Genomic DNA, 17892 nt, shown 5'->3' on the forward strand with positions numbered 1-17892 from the left:
GCGCACGCTGCGGCAGCTCACCGCAGCGTGTGCGGTGAGAGTAGGAAGGTCTGGACCAATCGTCAATAGGTCCAGACCAAAGCTGTGACGAGAGGGGGCGGGGTGGGTAGGGTGTGGCTCTGATGCCGGCTCAGACGCCCAACTCCTGTGCCAGTACGGCCGCTTGAACCCGGCTGCGCAGCTCCAGCTTGGCCAGCAGCCGGCTCACATGCGTCTTCACCGTCGCCTCCGCCATATCGAGCCGGACCGCGATGTCCGCGTTCGGCATCCCCTCGCCGAGGCACGAGAGCACCTCGCGCTCGCGCCTGGTGAGCGCGTCGAGGACCGAAGGATCGGGCGCGTTCGCGGACCGTACCGGCTTCGGCGCCGCGAACTCCGCGATGAGCCGGCGGGTGACGGCCGGGGCGATCAGTCCCTCGCCGCGCGCCACCGTCCGTACCGCTTCCAGCAGATCGCCTGCTTCGGTGTTCTTCAGGAGGAAGCCCGCGGCTCCCGCCCTCAGCGCCCCGAAGACGTACTCGTCCAGATCGAAGGTGGTCAGTACGAGAACGTCGGCGAGCCGCTCCGCGACGACCTGCCGGGTCGCCGACACCCCGTCGAGACGCGGCATCTGGACATCCATCAGCACGACGTCCGGGCGCAGCTCGCGGGCGAGCCGTACCGCTTCCTCGCCGTCCGCCGCCTCGCCGACGACCTCGATCTCCGGCGCGCTGCGCAGAATCAGGACGAGACCGGCGCGTACGGCGCTCTGGTCCTCCGCGACCAGTACCCGGATCGTCATGCCTTCCCGTTCCCTTCGTCGCCTTCGTCGAGGGGCAGCTCTGCCCGCACCTGCCAGTTCTTGCCGCCGTCGCCGGTGCTGACCGGGCCCGACCGGAACTCCCCGTCCAGCAGCGCCACCCGCTCGCGCATACCGACCAGACCCGCCCCGGAGCCGGGGGCGCGCGGCCCCGGCCGGTCCCCGTACGGGCTGGTGATCCGTACCGTCAGCAGCCGCTTGTCCCGGCCGAGTGCGACCCTGACCTCGCCGGGCGACGCGTGCTTGAGGGCATTGGTCAGTGACTCCTGGATGATGCGGTACGCCGCGAGCTCGACGGGCGCGGGCAGTCGCAGGTCCGTATCGCGGGTGTCGGTGAGGGTGAACTCCAGGCCGCTGGAGGCGCCGTTCGTCCGTGCCTGATCGAGCAGCGCGTCCACGCCGGCCAGGGTGGGCGCGGCCGCGGGCTCCGCGTCGTCGCCGCGCTCCCGCAGCAGTCCGATCAGCCGGCGCATCTCGGCGAGGCCCTCGACGCTGTTCTCGCGGATGACGCCGAGCGCGTCGCGGGAAGTCTTCGGATCGTCGATGGAGAGCGCGGCCGTGGAGTGGATCGCGATCGCCGAGAGATGGCCCGCGACCAGGTCGTGCAGCTCGCGCGCCATCCGGGCACGCTCTGCGGTCACGGCCTGCGTACGGTCGACCTCGGCGAGCAGCGCGGTCTGCTCGGCGCGCAGATGGGCCGCCTCGGCGGCGTCACGGTGGGTGCGTACGCTCACGCCGGTCCAGGCGGGGGCCACCGTCAGCACGCCGAAGAACAGACCGAAGAGTACGGCCTCCGCGTCCTGGAAGATCACCAGCAGGGTGACCGTGACGGCGGCGGTGGCCACCATGGACACGGCCGGGACGCGGCGTGCGGCGGCGGGTGTGCCGTAGAGGACAGCCGCGTACACCAGGTCCGTGAACATCGCGATCGTGGCGATGTTTCCGGGGGTGAACTCGTCGGCGAGGATCGTCAGACAGCCGATCGTGAGCGCGGTGTTCGGCATTGTCCGGCGCAGCAGCTCCGCCCCACTCATCACCGCGAGGGGCAGCAGCGCGAGCGTGCGCGGTCCGGAGCTCTGGCCGTCGTGGGTGTCCAGACCCAGCGACCACAGCAGCAGGCCCCCGAGGAATCCGGCCACGGCGATGAGCACATCGTCGCGGTGGGGGCGGGGGATAGCGGTCACAGATCCATCAAACACGGCGGGCGGCGGGCGGGCCTCCACGTCCCGGGTGAGGACCGGCTACATCGAAGGATGCAGTGCCACTTCGTCACTGCCGACGACGATTCACGGCCGCGCGGCCGGGAGGCTTGAGGAGGAACGAAGGGAGAGTGCCGTGATCGTCACGCTGATCGTGATCTGTGAGGTCGCCTTCTGGGTGCTGCTGGTCGGTGGACTGGCCTTGCGCTACCTGGCGAAGATGCCGCGCCTGGGGGCGGGTGTCCTGCTCTGCGAGCCGCTGCTGGAGGTCATCCTGCTGGTCGTGACGGCGATCGACCTCAAGAACGGCGCCGAGCCGGACTGGAAGCACGGTCTCGCGGCGGTCTACATCGGCTTCACCGTGGGCCTGGGCCACCAGACGATCACGTGGGTCGACGCGAGGTTCGCGCACCGCTTCGCGGGCGGCCCGCCGCCCGTCAGGCCGCCGAAGTACGGCACGGCCCGCATGCTCCACGAGTGGAGGACGGCCGCCCGCTGGATCACCGCCGCGGTGGTCGCCATCGGCCTGCTCCAGGCCGCGATCTGGTACGTCGGAGGCGACGGCGACGTCGGCTCGCTGCGCAGTTGGCAGGAGAAGATGCTCTTCCTCATCGGCATCAACGTGATCATCGCGGGTTCGTACACGCTCTTCCCGAAGAAGGCGCCGGTGGCGGAGCGCGAACCGGTCCGGGTCAAGCGCTAGAGCGCGTCCGCCGGGAGGGGCTGAAAGGGGGCGGAGCCCTTTGGTCAGCGCTCGCCGCCCGGTACCCAGAGCACGTCTCCGACCTCCTTGTTGGCCGTACGCGCCAGAATGAACAGGAGGTCGGAGAGGCGGTTGAGATATGTGGCGGTGAGCGGGTTCATCGTCTCCCCGTGCACCTCCAGCGCCGCCCAGGTCGAGCGCTCCGCGCGCCGTACGACCGTGCAGGCCTGGTGCAGCAGCGCCGCCCCCGGCGTACCGCCCGGCAGGATGAAGCTGCGCAGCTTCTCCAGCTCCTCGTTGAAGCGGTCGCAGTCCGCCTCCAGCTTGTCGACGTAGAACTGCTCGACCCGCAGCGGCGGGTACTTGGGATCCTCGATCACGGGGGTGCACAGATCCGCGCCCACGTCGAACAGGTCGTTCTGGACGCGGACCAGGACCCGCACGACCTCCGCGTCGAGCTGCCCGAGCGCGATGGCCGTGCCGATGGCGGCATTGGCCTCATTGGCGTCGGCGTACGCGGCGATCCGCAGATCGGTCTTGGCGGTCCGGCTCATGTCGCCGAGCGCCGTCGTGCCCTGGTCGCCGGTACGGGTGTAGATGCGTGTCAGATTGACCATGGGTCCAGCGTAGTTAGGCACCGGCCCGAGGAACACTCGAGTCCCTCCGCGACGGCCGATGGGCCGCACCAGTGTGATGTCCGTCATCTGCGACGTGACGCGCATCTCTTCACCGCCACACGGCCCCTCACGGACGCTAATCTCCGCCGGAGAGCCGAAATGTAAACAGGTGTTAAGGGGTGCCGCAGTGGCCAGGAAGCTCGCCGTCATCGGGGCCGGACTCATGGGGTCCGGTATCGCGCAGGTCTCGGCCCAGGCGGGCTGGGAGGTCGTGCTGCGTGATGTCACCGACGCGGCCCTGACCCGTGGCACGGACGGCATCAAGGCCTCGTACGACAAGTTCGTGTCCAAGGGCAGGCTCGAAGCGGCCGACGCCGAAGCGGCGTTGGCGCGCATCACCACCACCACCGACCTGGACGCCGCCGCCGACGCGGACATCGTGGTCGAGGCGGTCTTCGAGAAGCTCGAGGTCAAGCACGAGATCTTCCGTACGCTCGACAAGCTCGTACGGGACGACGCCGTACTCGCCTCCAACACGTCCGCCATCCCGATCACAAAGATCGCGGCGGTGACGGAACGTCCGGAGCGGGTCGTCGGCGCGCACTTCTTCTCGCCCGTCCCGATGATGCAGCTGTGCGAGCTGGTGCGCGGCTACAAGACCAGTGACGAAACGCTCGCCACCACGCGGGAGTTCGCCGAGTCCGTCGGCAAGACCTGCATCGTCGTCAACCGGGACGTCGCCGGCTTTGTCACCACCCGCCTCATCTCGGCGCTCGTCGTCGAGGCCGCCAAGCTGTACGAATCGGGCGTGGCGTCCGCCGAGGACATCGACATCGCCTGCAAGTTGGGCTTCGGCCACGCCATGGGGCCGCTCGCCACCGCCGACCTGACGGGCGTGGACATCCTGCTGCACGCCACCAGCAACATCTACACCGAGTCCCAGGACGAGAAGTTCGCGCCGCCGGAGCTGATGCGCCGGATGGTGGACGCCGGTGACATCGGCCGCAAGAGCGGGCAGGGCTTCTACAAGCACTGACCCTCATCGACCGGTTTGGTGTCACCCCATGGGGTGAATTCGGTATCGGTTCGCTTACAGACGGCAACTTCCTTGCTCAGGCGGCAGTCAGTTGTTGCAAGAACCGAATGAAGACAGAAGACAGAGAACAGACCTCAGACACAGGGCACTGAAGCACTCTCGGGGAGCGCATATGCACATCAGGGGCGACCACGCCGAGCTGGTCGTCGGGGGCCGCCTCGACGTCCGCAGCGCCGCGGACGCCCGTACGGTCCTGCATTCGGCCGTCGACGACGGAGTCGGCGACCTGGTGCTCGACCTGACCGATCTCGACTCCTGGGACGCCACCGGGCTCGGGGTCATCATGGGCGCACACCGCCGGGCCGGCCGGTGCGGCCGCCGGCTGGTGCTGCGCGGCGTACCGCCACAGATGCAGCGACTGCTGGTGGCCACCCGGCTGCATCGCATTCTTGCCATCGAAGGCGGCATCGCTGCCGAATCGCTCCCTCGGGTGTGAACCGTACGACGCTCGCAATCCTCACGAGACTGTGACGTCACGGGCGGGGCGGCACCCCGCGCGTGCGGAGATACTGAGCGAAGGTCTATGGTTCGGTCGCCTCCCGATTCGACATACCCAAGCGGTGGGCACCGGACCGAAGCGACAGCGGGGCGTGCAGAAAGGCCGGGAGGGACATCCGCACGCGGCTCCGCCACCAGGAATCAACGATCTTGGCGGGGACGAAGCTCAGCGAAGCGCATCTGGGGGGCACTGACATGGACAACGACACCTTCGGCGATGACGCGGGACAGCCGCGCCCGCCGCGCGACGCCGCCGCCTCGGCGCCGGACTACGGACAGTCCACGCCGGCGCTCGCCCGTACCGTCCAGCTCGTCTCGGGCGACTTCCTGCTCACGGTCAATCCCGTCGACGGCAGCGAGATAGAACCCTGCCCGCCGGGGGAGCGGCCCGCGCCACCCGCACGGCACAGCGCCGAGGAGCGCACCGAGCTGCTGCGCGCGGCGCAGCCGCCGCTGCCGGCCGGGCCTCCCGCGCCGCCGCTCCCGCTGCTGGAGCGCGACGAGGAGCGCCAGCGGCTCGTACGGCTGCTGGGCCGCGGCCGCTCCGTACGGCTCACCGGCCCCGCCGGCTCCGGGCGCAGCGCCCTGCTCGACGCCGTCGCCGAGGAGTGCGCGAATCTCGCGCCCGACGGTGTCGTACGTCTCAACGGCCATCACCGCACCCCCACCGAGCTGCTCCACAACCTCTTCGCCGTCGTCCACAAGGCGCCGCGGTACAGGCAGGACCGGGCCGGGCTGCTCGAGCTCGTACGCGGCATCGGCGCGATCGTCGTCCTCGACGACCTGGAGTTCGGCGGCAGCGCCCTCGGCGAGCTGCTGGACGCCGCGCCCGAGTGCGCCTTCCTGGTCGCCGCCACCCCCGACATCGCCGCGCCCGCCGCGGACTCGCACCTCGAAGAGGTCTTCCTCGGCGGTCTCGGCCGCAGCGCCTCGCTGGAGCTGCTGCAGCGCACCGTGGACCGGCCGCTCACCGAGGACGAGACGAACTGGGCGGGCGACCTCTGGTTCGAGTCCGAGGGCCTGCCGCTGCGCTTCATACAAGCGGGCGCGCTGCTGCGGCAGGGCGACGCCCTGCGCAGCGACCCGGAGGACCTCGAGTCGTACAACGCCTTCGGCGCCGCAGAGGGCGCCGACATACCACTGCCGACGCTGGGAGAGGGTGCCGCGCCCGCAGCGCTGCTCGCCTCCCGCCTCGGCGAGTCCGCCCGCGAGACCCTGCGCTTCGCCGTCGCGCTCGGCGGCGAGGTGCCGCATCAGGCGCATCTGCCGGCGCTCGTCGGCGACACCCACGCGGACGCGGCCCTCGGCGAGCTGATGAACTGCGGGCTGCTCTCCCCGGCCGGCACGCGCTACCGGCTCGCGGCCGGGGTGATCGCCCAGCTGGCGGAGAAGGGGTACGCCGATGAAGCGGCGGCCCACGCCCACACCGCCGCCCAGCACTACGCCTGGTGGGCCGGGCACCCCTCGGTCACGCCCGAGCGGGCCGTGGCCGAGGCGGACGCCGTACTGGCGGCCCTCACCGCGCTCGTGCAGGGGCAGGGGGCGCCTCCCGGGGGCGGCGCCGGGGGAGAGGCCGGGCACTCCAGCGCGGCCGTACTGCTCGCCCGCAGCGCCGCGCCCGCCTTCGCGGCGGGGCAGCACTGGAGCGCCTGGGAGCGGGTCCTGCGGGTCGGCTCCGAAGCGGCCCGCATAGCGGGTGAAGTGGCCGAAGAGGCGTATTTCCACCACGAGTTGGGCGTCCTCGCCCTCTGCACCGGCAACCTGGACCGGGCACGGGCCGAGCTGGAGGCCTCGATCGGCATGCGCGGAGCGCTCGCCGACAAGGCCGGCACCGTCGCGGGACGCAGGGCGCTGGCGCTCGTCGCGGACCGTGCAGGCGGCCCGGTGCTCGGCGGACGCACCCCGGCGGGCGAGGAGGTGCCGGCCGCGCGCTACGAGGAGTCGGCGTCGCCGCCCGGAGGCGTACCGGCAGCGGTGCCGCTCGCCGAACTGGGGCAGGTATCGGGACCGGGTTCGGTGGGACGGTCGAAGACCCCGGACGAGCCCGCGACGCTCGTGTCGCGTCGGCAGACGCCGGGGGACGGCACGCGGCCGAGCCGCCGTCTTTCGTTCATCGGCGGCGCCCGGCGCAACCTGGTCGCCGCGGGCGCGGGCGCGCTGCTCGCCGCGGTGCTGGGCACGGTGGTGACGCTGGGGGCGACCTCGGACAAGCAGGACCCGCCGGCCGGGCAGGTCAGAAACGGCCAGACCGCGAACGAGGACGACGCACAGGACGGCCTGAACGCGGACGAGCCGGGCGGCGGTTCGACCAAGAGCCCGGGCGACGGCCCTAAGAACCCGGACCCGGTGACGCCGGGGGCGAGCACGTCGTCGGGGGATGCGTCGACGCCGGGCGGGAGGCCGTCGCCGAGTTCGTCGCGGCCGGGTGGTGAGCCGTCGACGCCGAGTAAGCCGCCGACGAAGCCGACCCCGACCACGTCGGGTAGGCCGACGCCGTCCAACACGCCCTCGGGGTCGCCGACGCCGTCCAGCACGTCGTCCACCGGCAGCCCCTCGCCGTCGACCTCTACGTCCACTCCCAGCAGCGGCGGCGGCGGTGCACCCGGGACCTCGGCCAGCGCTCCGATCACGACCGGCGGCGCGCCGTCGGGCTCCAGCAGCAGCGCGTCGGTCATCTGACGGACGCGGGGCGCGGGCTCTTGCGGGGCTCCGCCCCGGACCCCGCGCCTCAAACGCCGGCGGGGCTGGAGCAGCCGAAGTCAGTACGGGGATCCGGGCCCCCGGATCAGCGCCGGTTCAGAACAGCCGCAGCTTGTCGTCCTCGATGCCCCGCAGCGCGTCGTAGTCCAGCACCACGCACCCGATCCCGCGGTCCGTCGCCAGCACCCGGGCCTGCGGCTTGATCTCCTGTGCCGCGAACACGCCCTTCACCGGCGCCAGATGCGGGTCCCTGTTCAGCAGCTCCAGATAGCGCGTGAGCTGCTCCACGCCGTCGATCTCGCCGCGTCGCTTGATCTCCACCGCCACCGTCGCGCCGTCCGAGTCCCGGCACAGGATGTCCACCGGGCCGATGGCCGTGGGGTATTCGCGCCGGATCAGGCTGTATCCCTGGCCGAGTGTCTCGATCCGGTCGGCGAGGAGCTCCTGGAGGTGCGCTTCCACGCCGTCCTTGATGAGGCCGGGGTCCACACCGAGCTCGTGCGACGAGTCATGGAGGATTTCCTCCATCGTAATGATCAGTTTCTCGCCCGCTTTGTTCACGACGGTCCACACACTGCCGTCGCCCTCCTTCAGAGTGCAGGGAGGGGACATCCAGTTCAGTGGTTTGTACGCCCTGTCATCCGCGTGGATGGAGACGCTGCCGTCTGCCTTGACCAGGATGAGACGGGGGGCGGAGGGCAGGTGGGCGGTGAGCCGGCCCGCGTAGTCCACGGAGCAGCGGGCGATGACAAGACGCATGGTCGGCAACGCTACTCGACGGAAGCAGTTGCGCGCGATTCGCCCCGGAAGCCCCCTTCGTTATTTGGCCGGTTGTGCTCCCAATCTCCTGGTGCCGCCCGGACAGCGCACTTAACGTGGAAGCAGGAGGTTGTCGGTCGTGCACTCTGCGTCGTCATACGTCGTTCGTATGCCCTCGTCGTCCGTCGTCCTCCTTCCCTGCCCGTAAGGCCCCGTTCACCCGGGGCCGCGAGAGGAGAACCCATGTCGCTCGACGTCTCACCGGCGCTGTTGGATCAGGCCGAGCGAGGCGAGGTCGATGAAGCTGCTTTCGTCGACTGCGTCCGGACCTCCCTGCCCTTCGCGTGGGAGATGATCAGTTCTCTGGTGGCTCAGCTGAAGGTGGACGGCGGCGACTTCGCCGACAACCAGACGCCTCCGCCGGACGAGCAGGCACGTGGTCAGCTGCTGCGCGCGCTCGCGAGTGACGCCATTCGCGGCGCGCTGCAGCGGCACTTCGGAGTGCGTCTGGCATTCCAGAACTGCCACCGCGTAGCGGTGTTCCCGCTGGATTCCTCGGTCGACGAGCGGCTGGCCCGCTTCACGTCCGTACGGGCCCAGTTGCTCAATCAGTCGCCCGAAATGCGCGACTGCTGAAGTCTTTTGCTGCCGCTCCGCATCGCGGGAGGTGCTACTGGTGTCGGAGCGGCAGCACCTCCGTGCGGTTGTCGGTTCAGACCAGCAGCGGCAGCACTTCGGTGCCGAGCCGCCGTACGTTCTCCTCCGTGGCCGCCAGATCGCCCGAGCCCTCGGCGAGCAGCGCGAAGCGCGTGATGCCGGTACGTTCGGCGGTGGCCGCGATCCGGTCCGCGGCGAGCCGCGGTGGGCCCACCGGGTGCATCCCGCACAGCAGTTCCGTGTACGCCACGGGGTCCCGCATCGCGCGGGGCCGGCCGTCGATGGTGACATGGGCGTCCAGCCCCTGTTTCAGCCAGCCCGGCATGGCCTTCACCAGAGTCTCCGTCGCATCGGCCCGGCGGTCCGCGACCTGGGCGACCCCGGCCGATACGTGGCCGGCGGCGTCCAGCACCTCGGGCGCATGTCCCGCGCCGAGCGCGTACGTACGCCACAGGGCGACCATCTCCGCCTTCTCCTCGTCGCCGCAGTGCATCCCGAGGAGCATCGGAAGTCCGCGCTCGGCGGCGAGCCGCACGCTCTTCGGAGACGTACAGGCGACGATCACCTCGGGTCCCTGGGATCCGCAGCCGTCCGGCTCGTCCAGTTCGTCCGGCCTTGGTACGACCGGGACTTCACGGAAGGTGAATCGGTCCCCCCGGGTGGCGACGCGGGGTTCGCGCAGCCAGCGCATCAACAGGTCGAGGGACTCGGGAAAGCCCCTCTCGTACGCGTCGAGGCCCGAGCCGAAGACCTCCAGATCGACCCAGGGGCCGCCGCGCCCGACACCGAGGGAGAATCTCCCTCCGGTGGTGAGATGCAGCAGCGCCGCCTGCTCGCCCAGGGCCACAGGATGGGCGCTCGGCAGCACGCTCACCGCGGTGCCCACCCGGATCCGGCGGGTGCGGCCGAGCAGCAGCGCTGCGAGTGTCACGGCCGACGGGCACACGCCGTACGGCACGAAGTGGTGCTCTGCCAACCAGACGGAATCCAGCCCGGATTCCTCCGCGACCTCGGCGGACCGCACCGCCCGGTGCAGCGCCTCCCCCTGCCCCTGGCCCGGGAATTGGGCTGCGAGTACGAACGTTCCCACGCGCATCGCCTTCTGCCTCCTTGCGGCCGACGCGTCACTCCCCCTACTGGCAACAACGTCTGACACGTGCCAAAGGCACGGCCGAACGTGAAGTTGTTGCGATTTTCCGGTAACTGGCCCTTGCGGGTGCCACGGTCTCACGCCGTGCAAGGACGTGTACCCCCGACTGCGGCCCGTAGGCTGGAGAGGAACTGTCCGGACTTGCCCCGTGAGGTGTCACGTGTCCCCGCGCCGCAACCGCCCCCGAGGCGGCGAGAAGCCCACCGAGCCGCCCGCCGAGCCCGGAGAGAGGTACGGGGGCTTCGGCCGGAGTGAGTCCTGGCAGGGCGAGGAGTGGTTGGTCCGCCATGTCGCCGGCGCAAGTGCCGCAGGCAAGCGGTACCGCTGCCCGGGCTGCGACCAGGAGATCCCGTCCGGGGTGCCGCATGTGGTCGCCTGGCCCGAGCACGGCGGCGTCGACGACCGGCGGCACTGGCACAAGGCGTGCTGGAACGCGAAGGACCGCCGCACCACACGGGTGCAGCGGTCCCGAAACGCGCCGAAGTACTGAGGCCGCTATACGTCGCGGGTGCGGAGCGATGCGTAGGCGCCGGCCAGCGCGACGGCCGTCACGCCCAGCATGATCCACAGCGGGTCCCAGCCGGCCGGGCCGGACTCGGTCACGGCGGTGTCGTAGAGCACGCCGATCTGGTTGGGGATCGAGTACTCGAAGAGGGCCTGCTGCAGGTCCCGCAGCGACTCCGAGAACATGAACATGGCCAGCACCAGCGGCAGCAGCACCACGCCGATCATGATGGTGATCGCGCCCGCGGAGTGCCGGATCAGCGTGCCGACGGCGAGCGAGAGCAGGCCGAGCGTCGCGACGTAGAGGGCCACGCCGACCGTCGCGCGGAACCACTCCTCGCCGGTGGACGAGCCCTGGTCCACGATCGAGATCTGCAGCCCGCCCACGATCCCGGTGATCACCGTGGTGAGGGTGAAGACGAGCAGGAAGAAGACGATCGCCTTGGCCGTCAGCACCCGGGCCCGGCTGGGGCATGCCGTCAGCGTGGTCCTGATCATCCCCGTGCCGAACTCGGAGGCGATGGTCAGCACGCCGAGCGTCATCACGCAGATGCTGCCGAGCAGTACGCCGAAGAAGCCGAGCGAGAGGACGGACTGACCGTCCAGATCGGCGTCCGATGCGGAGACCGCCACCGCGGAGAGGACGCCGATGCCGACCATCAGCGTGATCATGACGCCGAGCGTCCACATCGTGGAGCGCACGGAGCGGATCTTGGTCCACTCGGAGGCGAGGGCGTCGCCGAGGTGGGCGCTGCGTACCGGAATGGGCGAGGAGTACAGGGTGCCGGGCGCGCCCTGCTGCTGGTAACCCTGCTGCTGGTAGGGGGTGCTCATCGGGCGTCCTCGGGCTTGGTCAGGTCGGCGGGGGCGGCGGCCGGGGCATCACGGGCGGGCCGGCGGGCGCGGCGGCGTACGGGTTCTGGCCGGGCTGGGGCGGCGGCGGGGCGTACCAGCCCTCCTGCGGCACCTGGGGGATCTGCTGCTGCGGCGGTACGTAGCCCATCGGCGGCTGCTGCATCAGACCCGACTTCTGGTCGGTCGTCGAGCGGTAGTCGACCGCGCCCTGCGTCATCCGCATGTACGCCTCTTCCAGCGAGGCCTGGTGCGGCGAGAGCTCCCACAGCCGGACCTCGGCGGAGTACGCCAGATCGCTGATCTGCGGCAGTGCGAGACCGGTGACCCGCAGCGCGCCGTCCGGCTCCGGCATGACCTGCCCGCCCGCCTCGGTGAGCGCGGCCGAGAGCTTCTCACGCTGCTGCGGCTCGGTGTGCGGGGCCCGCACCCGCGCGAAGTCGGCGGAGTTGTGCGAGATGAAGTCCTTGACGCTCATGTCCGCGAGCAGCTGCCCGCGACCGATCACGATCAAGTGATCGGCGGTGAGCGCCATTTCGCTCATCAGGTGCGAGGAGACGAGGACGGTACGGCCCTCGGCGGCCAGCTGCTTCATCAGATTCCGGACCCAGAGGATGCCCTCCGGGTCCAGGCCGTTGACCGGCTCGTCGAAGAGGAGCACCTGCGGGTCGCCGAGCAGCGCCGCCGCGATGCCGAGCCGCTGCCCCATACCGAGCGAGAAGCCGTTGGAGCGCTTCTTCGCAACGTCCTGCAGACCGACGACACCGAGCACCTCGTCGACCCGGCGGGCCGGGATGCCCGACAGCTGTGCCAGCGACAGCAGGTGATTGCGCGCGCTGCGGCCACCGTGCACGGCCTTGGCATCGAGAAGCGCGCCGACCTGGCGGGGCGCGTTCGGCAGCTGCCGGAAGGTACGGCCGCCGATCGTCACATGACCCTGGGTCGGCTGGTCGAGCCCGAGAATCATCCGCATCGTCGTCGACTTGCCCGCGCCGTTGGGGCCGAGGAACCCGGTGACGGCTCCGGGCCGCACCTGGAAGGAAAGGTTGTACACGGCCGTCTTGGCGCCGTAACGCTTGGTCAGGCCGACTGCCTCGATCATTCTCCAGCCCCATCGACTTTCGGGTCGTCGGGGCACAGGCCGACCGGCCGCACGCCCCCGTAAGAGTTAGGAGGATAGCCGCGCCTTGACGGTTCCGGCCAAGCCGTAACGCTATGGCATCGGTGGGAGGGAGTCGCCGACCGGCGGCAGATCGTCATAGAGCCGCAGCTCGGCGGAGTCGTCGAGGTACGGCAAGAAGTCCGTCTGCGGCAGCACCCAGCCCTCCTCGCCGAAGATCTGCGTACCCCGCTCGCGCAGCGCGCGGTCCGCGCCCGCCTCCTTCACCCAGGCCGCCGGATCCGGTCCGAGCAGCTCCCGCAGCCGCGGCGAGGCGTCGAGCAGGGCCGCGAGCAGCGCGGACTGGTCGCCGCCGCCGGGACGGGGCCTGCCGTCGGGGCCCGCGAGTACCCCGTGCGCGCTGAAGTAGATGTACGCCCCGCCGAGCCGCTCCCCGGACGGCATCGTCATCGGGAACTCGTCGCCGGGCAGTATCGCCCGGCGGTAGTCGGGGAACTCCGTGTCGTCGACGGCCTTGAGCTGATTCGAATCCAGCCATGCGACGACGAGAACCGCTTCCGCGTCCCGGTCGACATACGGCGTGCCCGCGACATAGCCGGCCGGGCTGATGTGGCCGGAGCAGCCGACGCCGATGCCGCCCACCCGCACCGGCACCATCGGAACGGTCGCGGGGATGCCGAGCCGGCTGAGTTTGTGGCTGACCTGACCCGGCGAGGCGTTGGAGCCGACCGCGATGACCGGGTGGCGGCGGCCCGTCACGACCTGGCCGAGACCGGACAGCGCCTCGTCGAGCCGCTGCTGCTGCGCCTGCTCCTCCACATACCAGTCGCCGAGCCGCAGCGGCCGTACATCCAGCTGCAGCAGTTCGTCGCCGGTGAGCAGCGACGGCTCGGTGGTGGGGCGGCCCGGATAGGTCAGCGGCTCCTTGGCCGGCACGTCGTCCAGGCCCAGCGCTTCGAGGCTTCGGTCCTTCACGGGTGACGCCCTTCGGGGTTGGTCGCGCGTACGGGCAGAGCCTTCCATGGCAGGTCTACCCGTGCCGAGCCTACGGGACCCCCCTGTGTATTGCGGTTGGCGCGAACGGCAGCGGGGCAGGAGGATCTCCCATGGTATGAACTCACGGTGGGGAGGCGGGAGTTGAACTGGTTGCCCGGGTGGCTCGGACGGCGCAGGCCGCACCCCCGATATCGGACGTCGGTTCGCTGGTGGATCGCGGGACACTCGGTCCACGTCCTGATCCTGATGGCCCTGACCGCGCTGACCGCCCTCGCTGTGGTCATCTCGGTCGCGTGGACGCTCTCCGAGGACTCGAAGCGCAGCATGGGGGAGCGCCTGCGGGACGGTGAGGGGCTGCTGAACCTGGCGCTGGGAGCCCTGCGGGCCTGTGTCGGGACCGACAGCCTCAGCCCCGAGCCGGACAGCCTGGTCCATCAGCTGCTGGCCACGCTCGCCTCGCTGACCGGTGCGCTGGCGCCCGCGGTGCTGCTCGGCATCGTACTGATCAAGATGTTCGCACTGCGGCCGTTCATCTGGCGGCGGCGGGCGAGCGTCTCGCACGCCTGGGCCGCGGACTTTCCGGGCTATGCGCGGCTCCACGCGGAGAGCGAGGACGCGATCATCGCGGTGCGCTTCTACAACCACCTCGACAATCTCTCCGTCGTCGATCTGCGGGCCAGGGTCCATCTGCGGTATCTCGAGCGCTCGCCGCACGACGGCAGCCTGGTCATCTACAAGAAGTGGCTCAGTGTGCTGGACGAGAAGGGCGAGCCGGCCGACGAGCGCTCCTGGCTGGCGGTGGAGCGCGGGGCACCCTTCACTGTATGGATACCGGTCGACGCCCCGGTGCCCGCGCTGCCCGTCACCCGGATCCAGGGCAAGGACCTCGCCCAGTCGCACGGCGCGAAGCTGCTGGTCCGGCTGACCGCGCGAACGGTCGGCATGGGGACCGAGGTGGTCGACGAGCGCTGGTTCGACCTGGGCGGCGACGACTTCGAGACCGGCCGCTTCGTGCCGCTGGAGCCGAATCTGGCCAAGGACGTCTGGACGTGGCGGGGCTGGAGGGACTTCGACGAACTGCTGCCGGATGAGGGGGACCCCGCCCCCTAGGGCGCGTTTTAGAAGTAGCGCCGTCCGCCCGCAGGGCGGGCCCTGCGGCGTCTGGTGCGTGCAATCGCAAGGCGGAGGATCGCCCTCGTACTGGACGTACTTGGGCGACTCCGACAACATCGCGAGTGCGCGTGCCAGGCGTCGCGGGGCAGGCGGGACTTCTAAAACACGCCCTAGGCGTCCCGCTTCTTGAGGACCAGGTAGCCGCCGATCAGCGCCGCGATCACCCACAGGACCATGATGCCGAGCCCGCCCCACGGGCCGTACGGAGCCCTGTCGCTGTCCAGCGCGTCCGGGACCACCTGCATGATCTTGGAGCCGGCCTGGTCGGGGAAGTAGAGGGCGACCGTCTTCGCCTTCGGGACGGACGCGAGGATCTGCGAGACCAGGAAGAAGAACGGCATCAGGATGCCGAGCGAGAGCATCGAGCTGCGCAGCATCACCGCCACGGCCATCGAGAAGAGCGCGATCAGGCCCATATAGAGGCCGCCGCCGATGACCGCGCGCAGGACGTGGTCCGCGCCGATGGTCGTGCGGTACTCACCCAGCAGCGCCTGGCCGAGGAAGAAGGAGAGAAAGCTGGTCACCATCCCGACGGCCAGCGCCAGACCCGTGGCCACCGCGATCTTGCTGAACATGAACGTGGCGCGCTGCGGTACGGCGGCCAGCGAGGTGCGGATCATGCCGGAGCTGTACTCCGTGCCGACCACCAGCACTCCGAACACCACCATCGCCAGCTGGCCCAGGATCATCCCGGAGAAACTGATGAAGGTCGGGTCGAAGGTGAGCTGCTCCTCCCGCGACAGGTCGTCGAACGTCGACTTCAGCAGTGCGCTGAGCGCGGCTCCCATCGCGACGGTGACGACCAGCGCGCTCACCAGCGTCCAGATGGTGGAGGAGACCGTACGGATCTTGGTCCACTCGGACTGCAGGACGGCGGGTACCGAGGCCATGGGTCAGGCTCCCTTGCTGCTCTGGTAGCTCTGGCCCCACTGGGGACCCGGTGGCTGGGTCGGCGGCAGCGCGTCCTCGCCGGCGTTGTGCGCGTGGTATTCGACCGAGCCGGCCGTCATCTGCATGAAGGCCTCCTCCAGCGAGGCGCGCTGGGAGCTCAGTTCGTGCAGCACGAGCTGGTGCTGGGCGGCGAGCTCGCCGAGCTGCTCGGTGGTGGCGTGGTCGACCTCGATCACGCCGTTGCCCGACTCGACGGGGACGAACCCCTCGCCGTGCAGTACATCGCGCAGCCGCTCCTGCTGCGGCGAGCGCAACCGTACAAAACTGCGGGAGTTCTCGTGGATGAAATCGGCCATCGAGGTATCGGCCAGAAGTCGCCCCTGCCCGATCACGATCAAGTGGTCGGCGGTGAGGGCCATTTCACTCATCAGGTGGGAGGAGACGAAGATCGTGCGCCCTTCCGACGCGAGAGTCTTCATAAGATTGCGGATCCAGTGAATTCCCTCGGGGTCCAGACCATTGACCGGCTCGTCGAACATCAGGATCTCCGGATCGCCGAGCAGCGCGGAGGCGATTCCGAGCCGCTGGCCCATACCGAGCGAGAAGCCCTTGGACTTCTTCTTCGCCACCGGGGTCAGACCGACGGTGTCCAGAACCTCGGTGACCCGGGAGGCGGGGATGCGGTTGGACTGAGCCAGGCAGAGGAGGTTGTTGTACGCGCTCCGCCCGCCGTGCATGGCCTTGGCGTCCAGCAGCGCACCGATGTACTTCAGCGGTTCCTCGAGCTCGCGGTAGTGCTTGCCGTCGATCCGCACCGAACCACTGGTCGGGTTGTCGAGATCGAGCATCATCCGCATCGTCGTCGACTTGCCCGCGCCGTTGGGGCCGAGGAAGCCGGTCACCACGCCTGGCCGTACCTGAAAGGACAGATGGTCGACCGCCGTCTTGCTGCCGAAGCGCTTGGTGAGGCCCTCGAGCTCAATCATGCGGCCACGCTAAGCGGGCGGGGTGCCGCACGCAATCCTGGACGCCGGGGCTCCGGCCCGGACCCCGGTCATCAAACGCCGGACGGGCTGCTGGGCTTTGTCCTCAAACGCCGGACGGGCTGCAAAGCCCGCCCGGCGTTTGAGGGCGTACGAACAAGCGGAGCAATCAGCGGGACTGCTGCGCCGGGACGCCGCGCGAGATCGGCTCGTCGTCGGCAGGGGTGCTGGTGGCGGCCACAGCCGCACCGGTCAGCGTGGCCAGCATCTCGCGGACGTTGGTCAGCTGCGCGTTGATCGAGTCGCGGCGGTTGGTGAGCGCCGCCAGCTCGCGCTCCGATTCGCTGCGGATCCGGTCGGCCTTGGCGTTCGCGTCGGCCACGATGTCCTCGGCCTGGCGCTGCGCGGTCTCCACCGTCTGACGGGCGCGACGCTCCGCGTCCGTACGCAGCTTCTCGGCCTCCAGGCGCAGCTGCTCCGCGCGGTGCTCGATCTCCGCCAGGCGCTTCTCCGCCTTCGCCTGACGCGAAGCCAGGTCACGCTCGGACTGCTCGCGGCGCTTGGCGAGGTTCGTCTCGAAGTCCGCGGCGGCCTGGGCGGCCTTGGCGCGGGTCTCCTCGAAGAGCGCGTCCGCCTCCTCGCGCTTCGACTGCGCGTCCTTCTGGGCCTCGCCCCGCAGTGTAGAGGCCTCGCTCTTCGCCTTCTCGACGATGCGGACGCCCTCGTCCTCGGCCTTCGCCTTGCGCTCGGACGCGAACGACTCGGCGTCGTTGCGCACCTGCTGCGCGGCGGACTCGGCGAGCTCACGGTGCTGCTCGGCCGCGCGACGGGCCTCCTCGCGCAGGTCCTTCGCCTCCTCCTCGGCGAGGCGGAGGATCTTCTCGACGCGCGCACCGAGCCCGGCGTACGACGGCTCCGCGTCGCTGACCTGGGCCTGGGCGTTCTGCGTCTCGAGGTGGAGCTCCTCGATGCGCTTTTCCAGTGCGGTGATCCGTGCCAGGGCACTGTCACGGTCGGCGACGAGTTTGGTAATGCGGTCATCCACCTGACCGCGGTCGTAACCACGCCGCACGAGCTCGAAGCCGAAGGGGGAGGAAGTGTCGCTCATGGGGTTCCTGTCGAATGAGACCGGTGAGGTGATAGGGGGAATCCTAGGGGCCGAAGCGGCGTGTCATCGAGCGTATGCCCGTTTGAT

At 70.0% G+C, this 17892-nt stretch carries 18 protein-coding genes; 7 read left to right on the forward strand and 11 right to left on the reverse strand.

Features of this window, described 5'->3' with window-relative positions; translation table 11 throughout:
- Positions 1–130: 130 nt before the first annotated feature.
- A complete protein-coding gene (locus tag SLUN_RS27200; RefSeq protein WP_108152610.1) occupies positions 131–781 on the reverse strand; it encodes a response regulator in 651 nt (216 codons plus the stop codon).
- Positions 778–1983, reverse strand: coding sequence for a sensor histidine kinase (locus tag SLUN_RS27205; RefSeq protein WP_108152612.1), 1206 nt, complete (start codon positions 1981–1983; stop codon positions 778–780). Before SLUN_RS27205 ends, SLUN_RS27200 begins: the two co-directional genes overlap by 4 nt.
- A gap of 151 nt (positions 1984–2134) precedes the next feature.
- Between SLUN_RS27205 and SLUN_RS27210 the strand changes: the two genes are divergently transcribed.
- Positions 2135–2701 carry a hypothetical protein gene (locus tag SLUN_RS27210; RefSeq protein WP_108152614.1) on the forward strand — a complete coding sequence of 189 codons (567 nt, stop codon included), beginning with the start codon at positions 2135–2137 and terminating at the stop codon, positions 2699–2701.
- Positions 2702–2745: 44 nt separating this feature from the next.
- On the opposite strand, the gene SLUN_RS27215 is transcribed toward SLUN_RS27210, so the two are convergent.
- Positions 2746–3318: a cob(I)yrinic acid a,c-diamide adenosyltransferase gene (locus SLUN_RS27215; RefSeq protein WP_108152616.1), complete on the reverse strand. Its 573-nt coding sequence runs from the start codon at positions 3316–3318 to the stop codon at positions 2746–2748.
- Between the two features lie 187 nt (positions 3319–3505).
- On the opposite strand from SLUN_RS27215, the gene SLUN_RS27220 reads away from it, so the two are divergent.
- From SLUN_RS27220 to SLUN_RS27230, 3 genes are all read left to right on the forward strand, one after another.
- A complete protein-coding gene (locus SLUN_RS27220) occupies positions 3506–4354 on the forward strand; it encodes a 3-hydroxyacyl-CoA dehydrogenase family protein (RefSeq protein WP_108152618.1) in 849 nt (282 codons plus the stop codon).
- Between the two features lie 172 nt (positions 4355–4526).
- Positions 4527–4850, forward strand: a complete 324-nt coding sequence (locus tag SLUN_RS27225) for an STAS domain-containing protein (RefSeq protein ID WP_041984301.1) — start codon at positions 4527–4529, stop codon at positions 4848–4850.
- A gap of 257 nt (positions 4851–5107) precedes the next feature.
- A complete protein-coding gene (locus SLUN_RS27230; RefSeq protein ID WP_108154960.1) occupies positions 5108–7591 on the forward strand; it encodes an ATP-binding protein in 2484 nt (827 codons plus the stop codon).
- Between the two features lie 117 nt (positions 7592–7708).
- Here SLUN_RS27230 and nucS read toward each other — a convergent pair whose 3' ends face one another.
- Complete coding sequence (nucS, locus tag SLUN_RS27235) at positions 7709–8371, reverse strand: endonuclease NucS (protein ID WP_175259789.1); 663 nt, start codon at positions 8369–8371, stop codon at positions 7709–7711.
- A 243-nt stretch (positions 8372–8614) separates the two neighbouring features.
- On the opposite strand from nucS, the gene SLUN_RS27240 reads away from it, so the two are divergent.
- Positions 8615–9007 carry an SCO5389 family protein gene (locus SLUN_RS27240; protein WP_108152622.1) on the forward strand — a complete coding sequence of 131 codons (393 nt, stop codon included), beginning with the start codon at positions 8615–8617 and terminating at the stop codon, positions 9005–9007.
- A 76-nt stretch (positions 9008–9083) separates the two neighbouring features.
- On the opposite strand, the gene SLUN_RS27245 is transcribed toward SLUN_RS27240, so the two are convergent.
- On the reverse strand, positions 9084–10124 hold the full coding sequence (locus tag SLUN_RS27245; protein WP_108152624.1) for an LLM class flavin-dependent oxidoreductase: 1041 nt from the start codon (positions 10122–10124) through the stop codon (positions 9084–9086).
- A 214-nt stretch (positions 10125–10338) separates the two neighbouring features.
- Between SLUN_RS27245 and SLUN_RS27250 the strand changes: the two genes are divergently transcribed.
- Positions 10339–10668 (forward strand): Rv1322 family protein, encoded by a 330-nt coding sequence (locus SLUN_RS27250; RefSeq protein WP_108152626.1) that lies wholly within the window; start codon positions 10339–10341, stop codon positions 10666–10668.
- 5 nt (positions 10669–10673) lie between these two features.
- On the opposite strand, the gene SLUN_RS27255 is transcribed toward SLUN_RS27250, so the two are convergent.
- The 3 genes from SLUN_RS27255 to SLUN_RS27265 all read right to left on the reverse strand — a co-directional run bounded on the left by SLUN_RS27255 (position 10674) and on the right by SLUN_RS27265 (position 13629).
- Positions 10674–11516: an ABC transporter permease gene (locus SLUN_RS27255; protein WP_108152628.1), complete on the reverse strand. Its 843-nt coding sequence runs from the start codon at positions 11514–11516 to the stop codon at positions 10674–10676.
- Between the two features lie 19 nt (positions 11517–11535).
- Positions 11536–12636 carry an ABC transporter ATP-binding protein gene (locus SLUN_RS27260; protein ID WP_108152630.1) on the reverse strand — a complete coding sequence of 367 codons (1101 nt, stop codon included), beginning with the start codon at positions 12634–12636 and terminating at the stop codon, positions 11536–11538.
- A gap of 111 nt (positions 12637–12747) precedes the next feature.
- The gene (locus tag SLUN_RS27265) at positions 12748–13629 is read right to left on the reverse strand and encodes a hypothetical protein (protein ID WP_108152632.1); all 882 of its coding nucleotides are present in this window, start codon (positions 13627–13629) and stop codon (positions 12748–12750) included.
- Between the two features lie 267 nt (positions 13630–13896).
- On the opposite strand from SLUN_RS27265, the gene SLUN_RS27270 reads away from it, so the two are divergent.
- Complete coding sequence (locus SLUN_RS27270) at positions 13897–14760, forward strand: hypothetical protein (RefSeq protein ID WP_108152634.1); 864 nt, start codon at positions 13897–13899, stop codon at positions 14758–14760.
- A 173-nt stretch (positions 14761–14933) separates the two neighbouring features.
- On the opposite strand, the gene SLUN_RS27275 is transcribed toward SLUN_RS27270, so the two are convergent.
- The 3 genes from SLUN_RS27275 to SLUN_RS27285 all read right to left on the reverse strand — a co-directional run bounded on the left by SLUN_RS27275 (position 14934) and on the right by SLUN_RS27285 (position 17805).
- The gene (locus SLUN_RS27275) at positions 14934–15713 is read right to left on the reverse strand and encodes an ABC transporter permease (protein ID WP_108152636.1); all 780 of its coding nucleotides are present in this window, start codon (positions 15711–15713) and stop codon (positions 14934–14936) included.
- 3 nt (positions 15714–15716) lie between these two features.
- On the reverse strand, positions 15717–16700 hold the full coding sequence (locus tag SLUN_RS27280; RefSeq protein ID WP_108152638.1) for an ABC transporter ATP-binding protein: 984 nt from the start codon (positions 16698–16700) through the stop codon (positions 15717–15719).
- A 166-nt stretch (positions 16701–16866) separates the two neighbouring features.
- Positions 16867–17805 carry a coiled-coil domain-containing protein gene (locus SLUN_RS27285; protein ID WP_108152640.1) on the reverse strand — a complete coding sequence of 313 codons (939 nt, stop codon included), beginning with the start codon at positions 17803–17805 and terminating at the stop codon, positions 16867–16869.
- Between the last annotated feature and the right edge of the window lie 87 nt (positions 17806–17892).

The sequence above is a fragment of the Streptomyces lunaelactis genome (assembly GCF_003054555.1).
Lineage (GTDB): Bacteria > Actinomycetota > Actinomycetes > Streptomycetales > Streptomycetaceae > Streptomyces > Streptomyces lunaelactis.

Bases quoted from the DNA above. Each gene is read 5' to 3' on its own strand.
- SLUN_RS27200 (WP_108152610.1), bottom strand. From the start codon at position 781: ATGACGATCCGGGTACTGGTCGCGGAGGACCAGAGCGCCGTACGCGCC.
- SLUN_RS27215 (WP_108152616.1), bottom strand. From the start codon at position 3,318: ATGGTCAATCTGACACGCATCTACACCCGTACCGGCGACCAGGGCACG.
- SLUN_RS27225 (WP_041984301.1), top strand. From the start codon at position 4,527: ATGCACATCAGGGGCGACCACGCCGAGCTGGTCGTCGGGGGCCGCCTC.
- SLUN_RS27230 (WP_108154960.1), top strand. From the start codon at position 5,108: ATGGACAACGACACCTTCGGCGATGACGCGGGACAGCCGCGCCCGCCG.
- nucS (WP_175259789.1), bottom strand. From the start codon at position 8,371: ATGCGTCTTGTCATCGCCCGCTGCTCCGTGGACTACGCGGGCCGGCTC.
- SLUN_RS27240 (WP_108152622.1), top strand. From the start codon at position 8,615: ATGTCGCTCGACGTCTCACCGGCGCTGTTGGATCAGGCCGAGCGAGGC.
- SLUN_RS27245 (WP_108152624.1), bottom strand. From the start codon at position 10,124: ATGCGCGTGGGAACGTTCGTACTCGCAGCCCAATTCCCGGGCCAGGGG.
- SLUN_RS27255 (WP_108152628.1), bottom strand. From the start codon at position 11,516: ATGAGCACCCCCTACCAGCAGCAGGGTTACCAGCAGCAGGGCGCGCCC.
- SLUN_RS27260 (WP_108152630.1), bottom strand. From the start codon at position 12,636: ATGATCGAGGCAGTCGGCCTGACCAAGCGTTACGGCGCCAAGACGGCC.
- SLUN_RS27270 (WP_108152634.1), top strand. From the start codon at position 13,897: ATGGCCCTGACCGCGCTGACCGCCCTCGCTGTGGTCATCTCGGTCGCG.
- SLUN_RS27275 (WP_108152636.1), bottom strand. From the start codon at position 15,713: ATGGCCTCGGTACCCGCCGTCCTGCAGTCCGAGTGGACCAAGATCCGT.
- SLUN_RS27280 (WP_108152638.1), bottom strand. From the start codon at position 16,700: ATGATTGAGCTCGAGGGCCTCACCAAGCGCTTCGGCAGCAAGACGGCG.
- SLUN_RS27285 (WP_108152640.1), bottom strand. From the start codon at position 17,805: ATGAGCGACACTTCCTCCCCCTTCGGCTTCGAGCTCGTGCGGCGTGGT.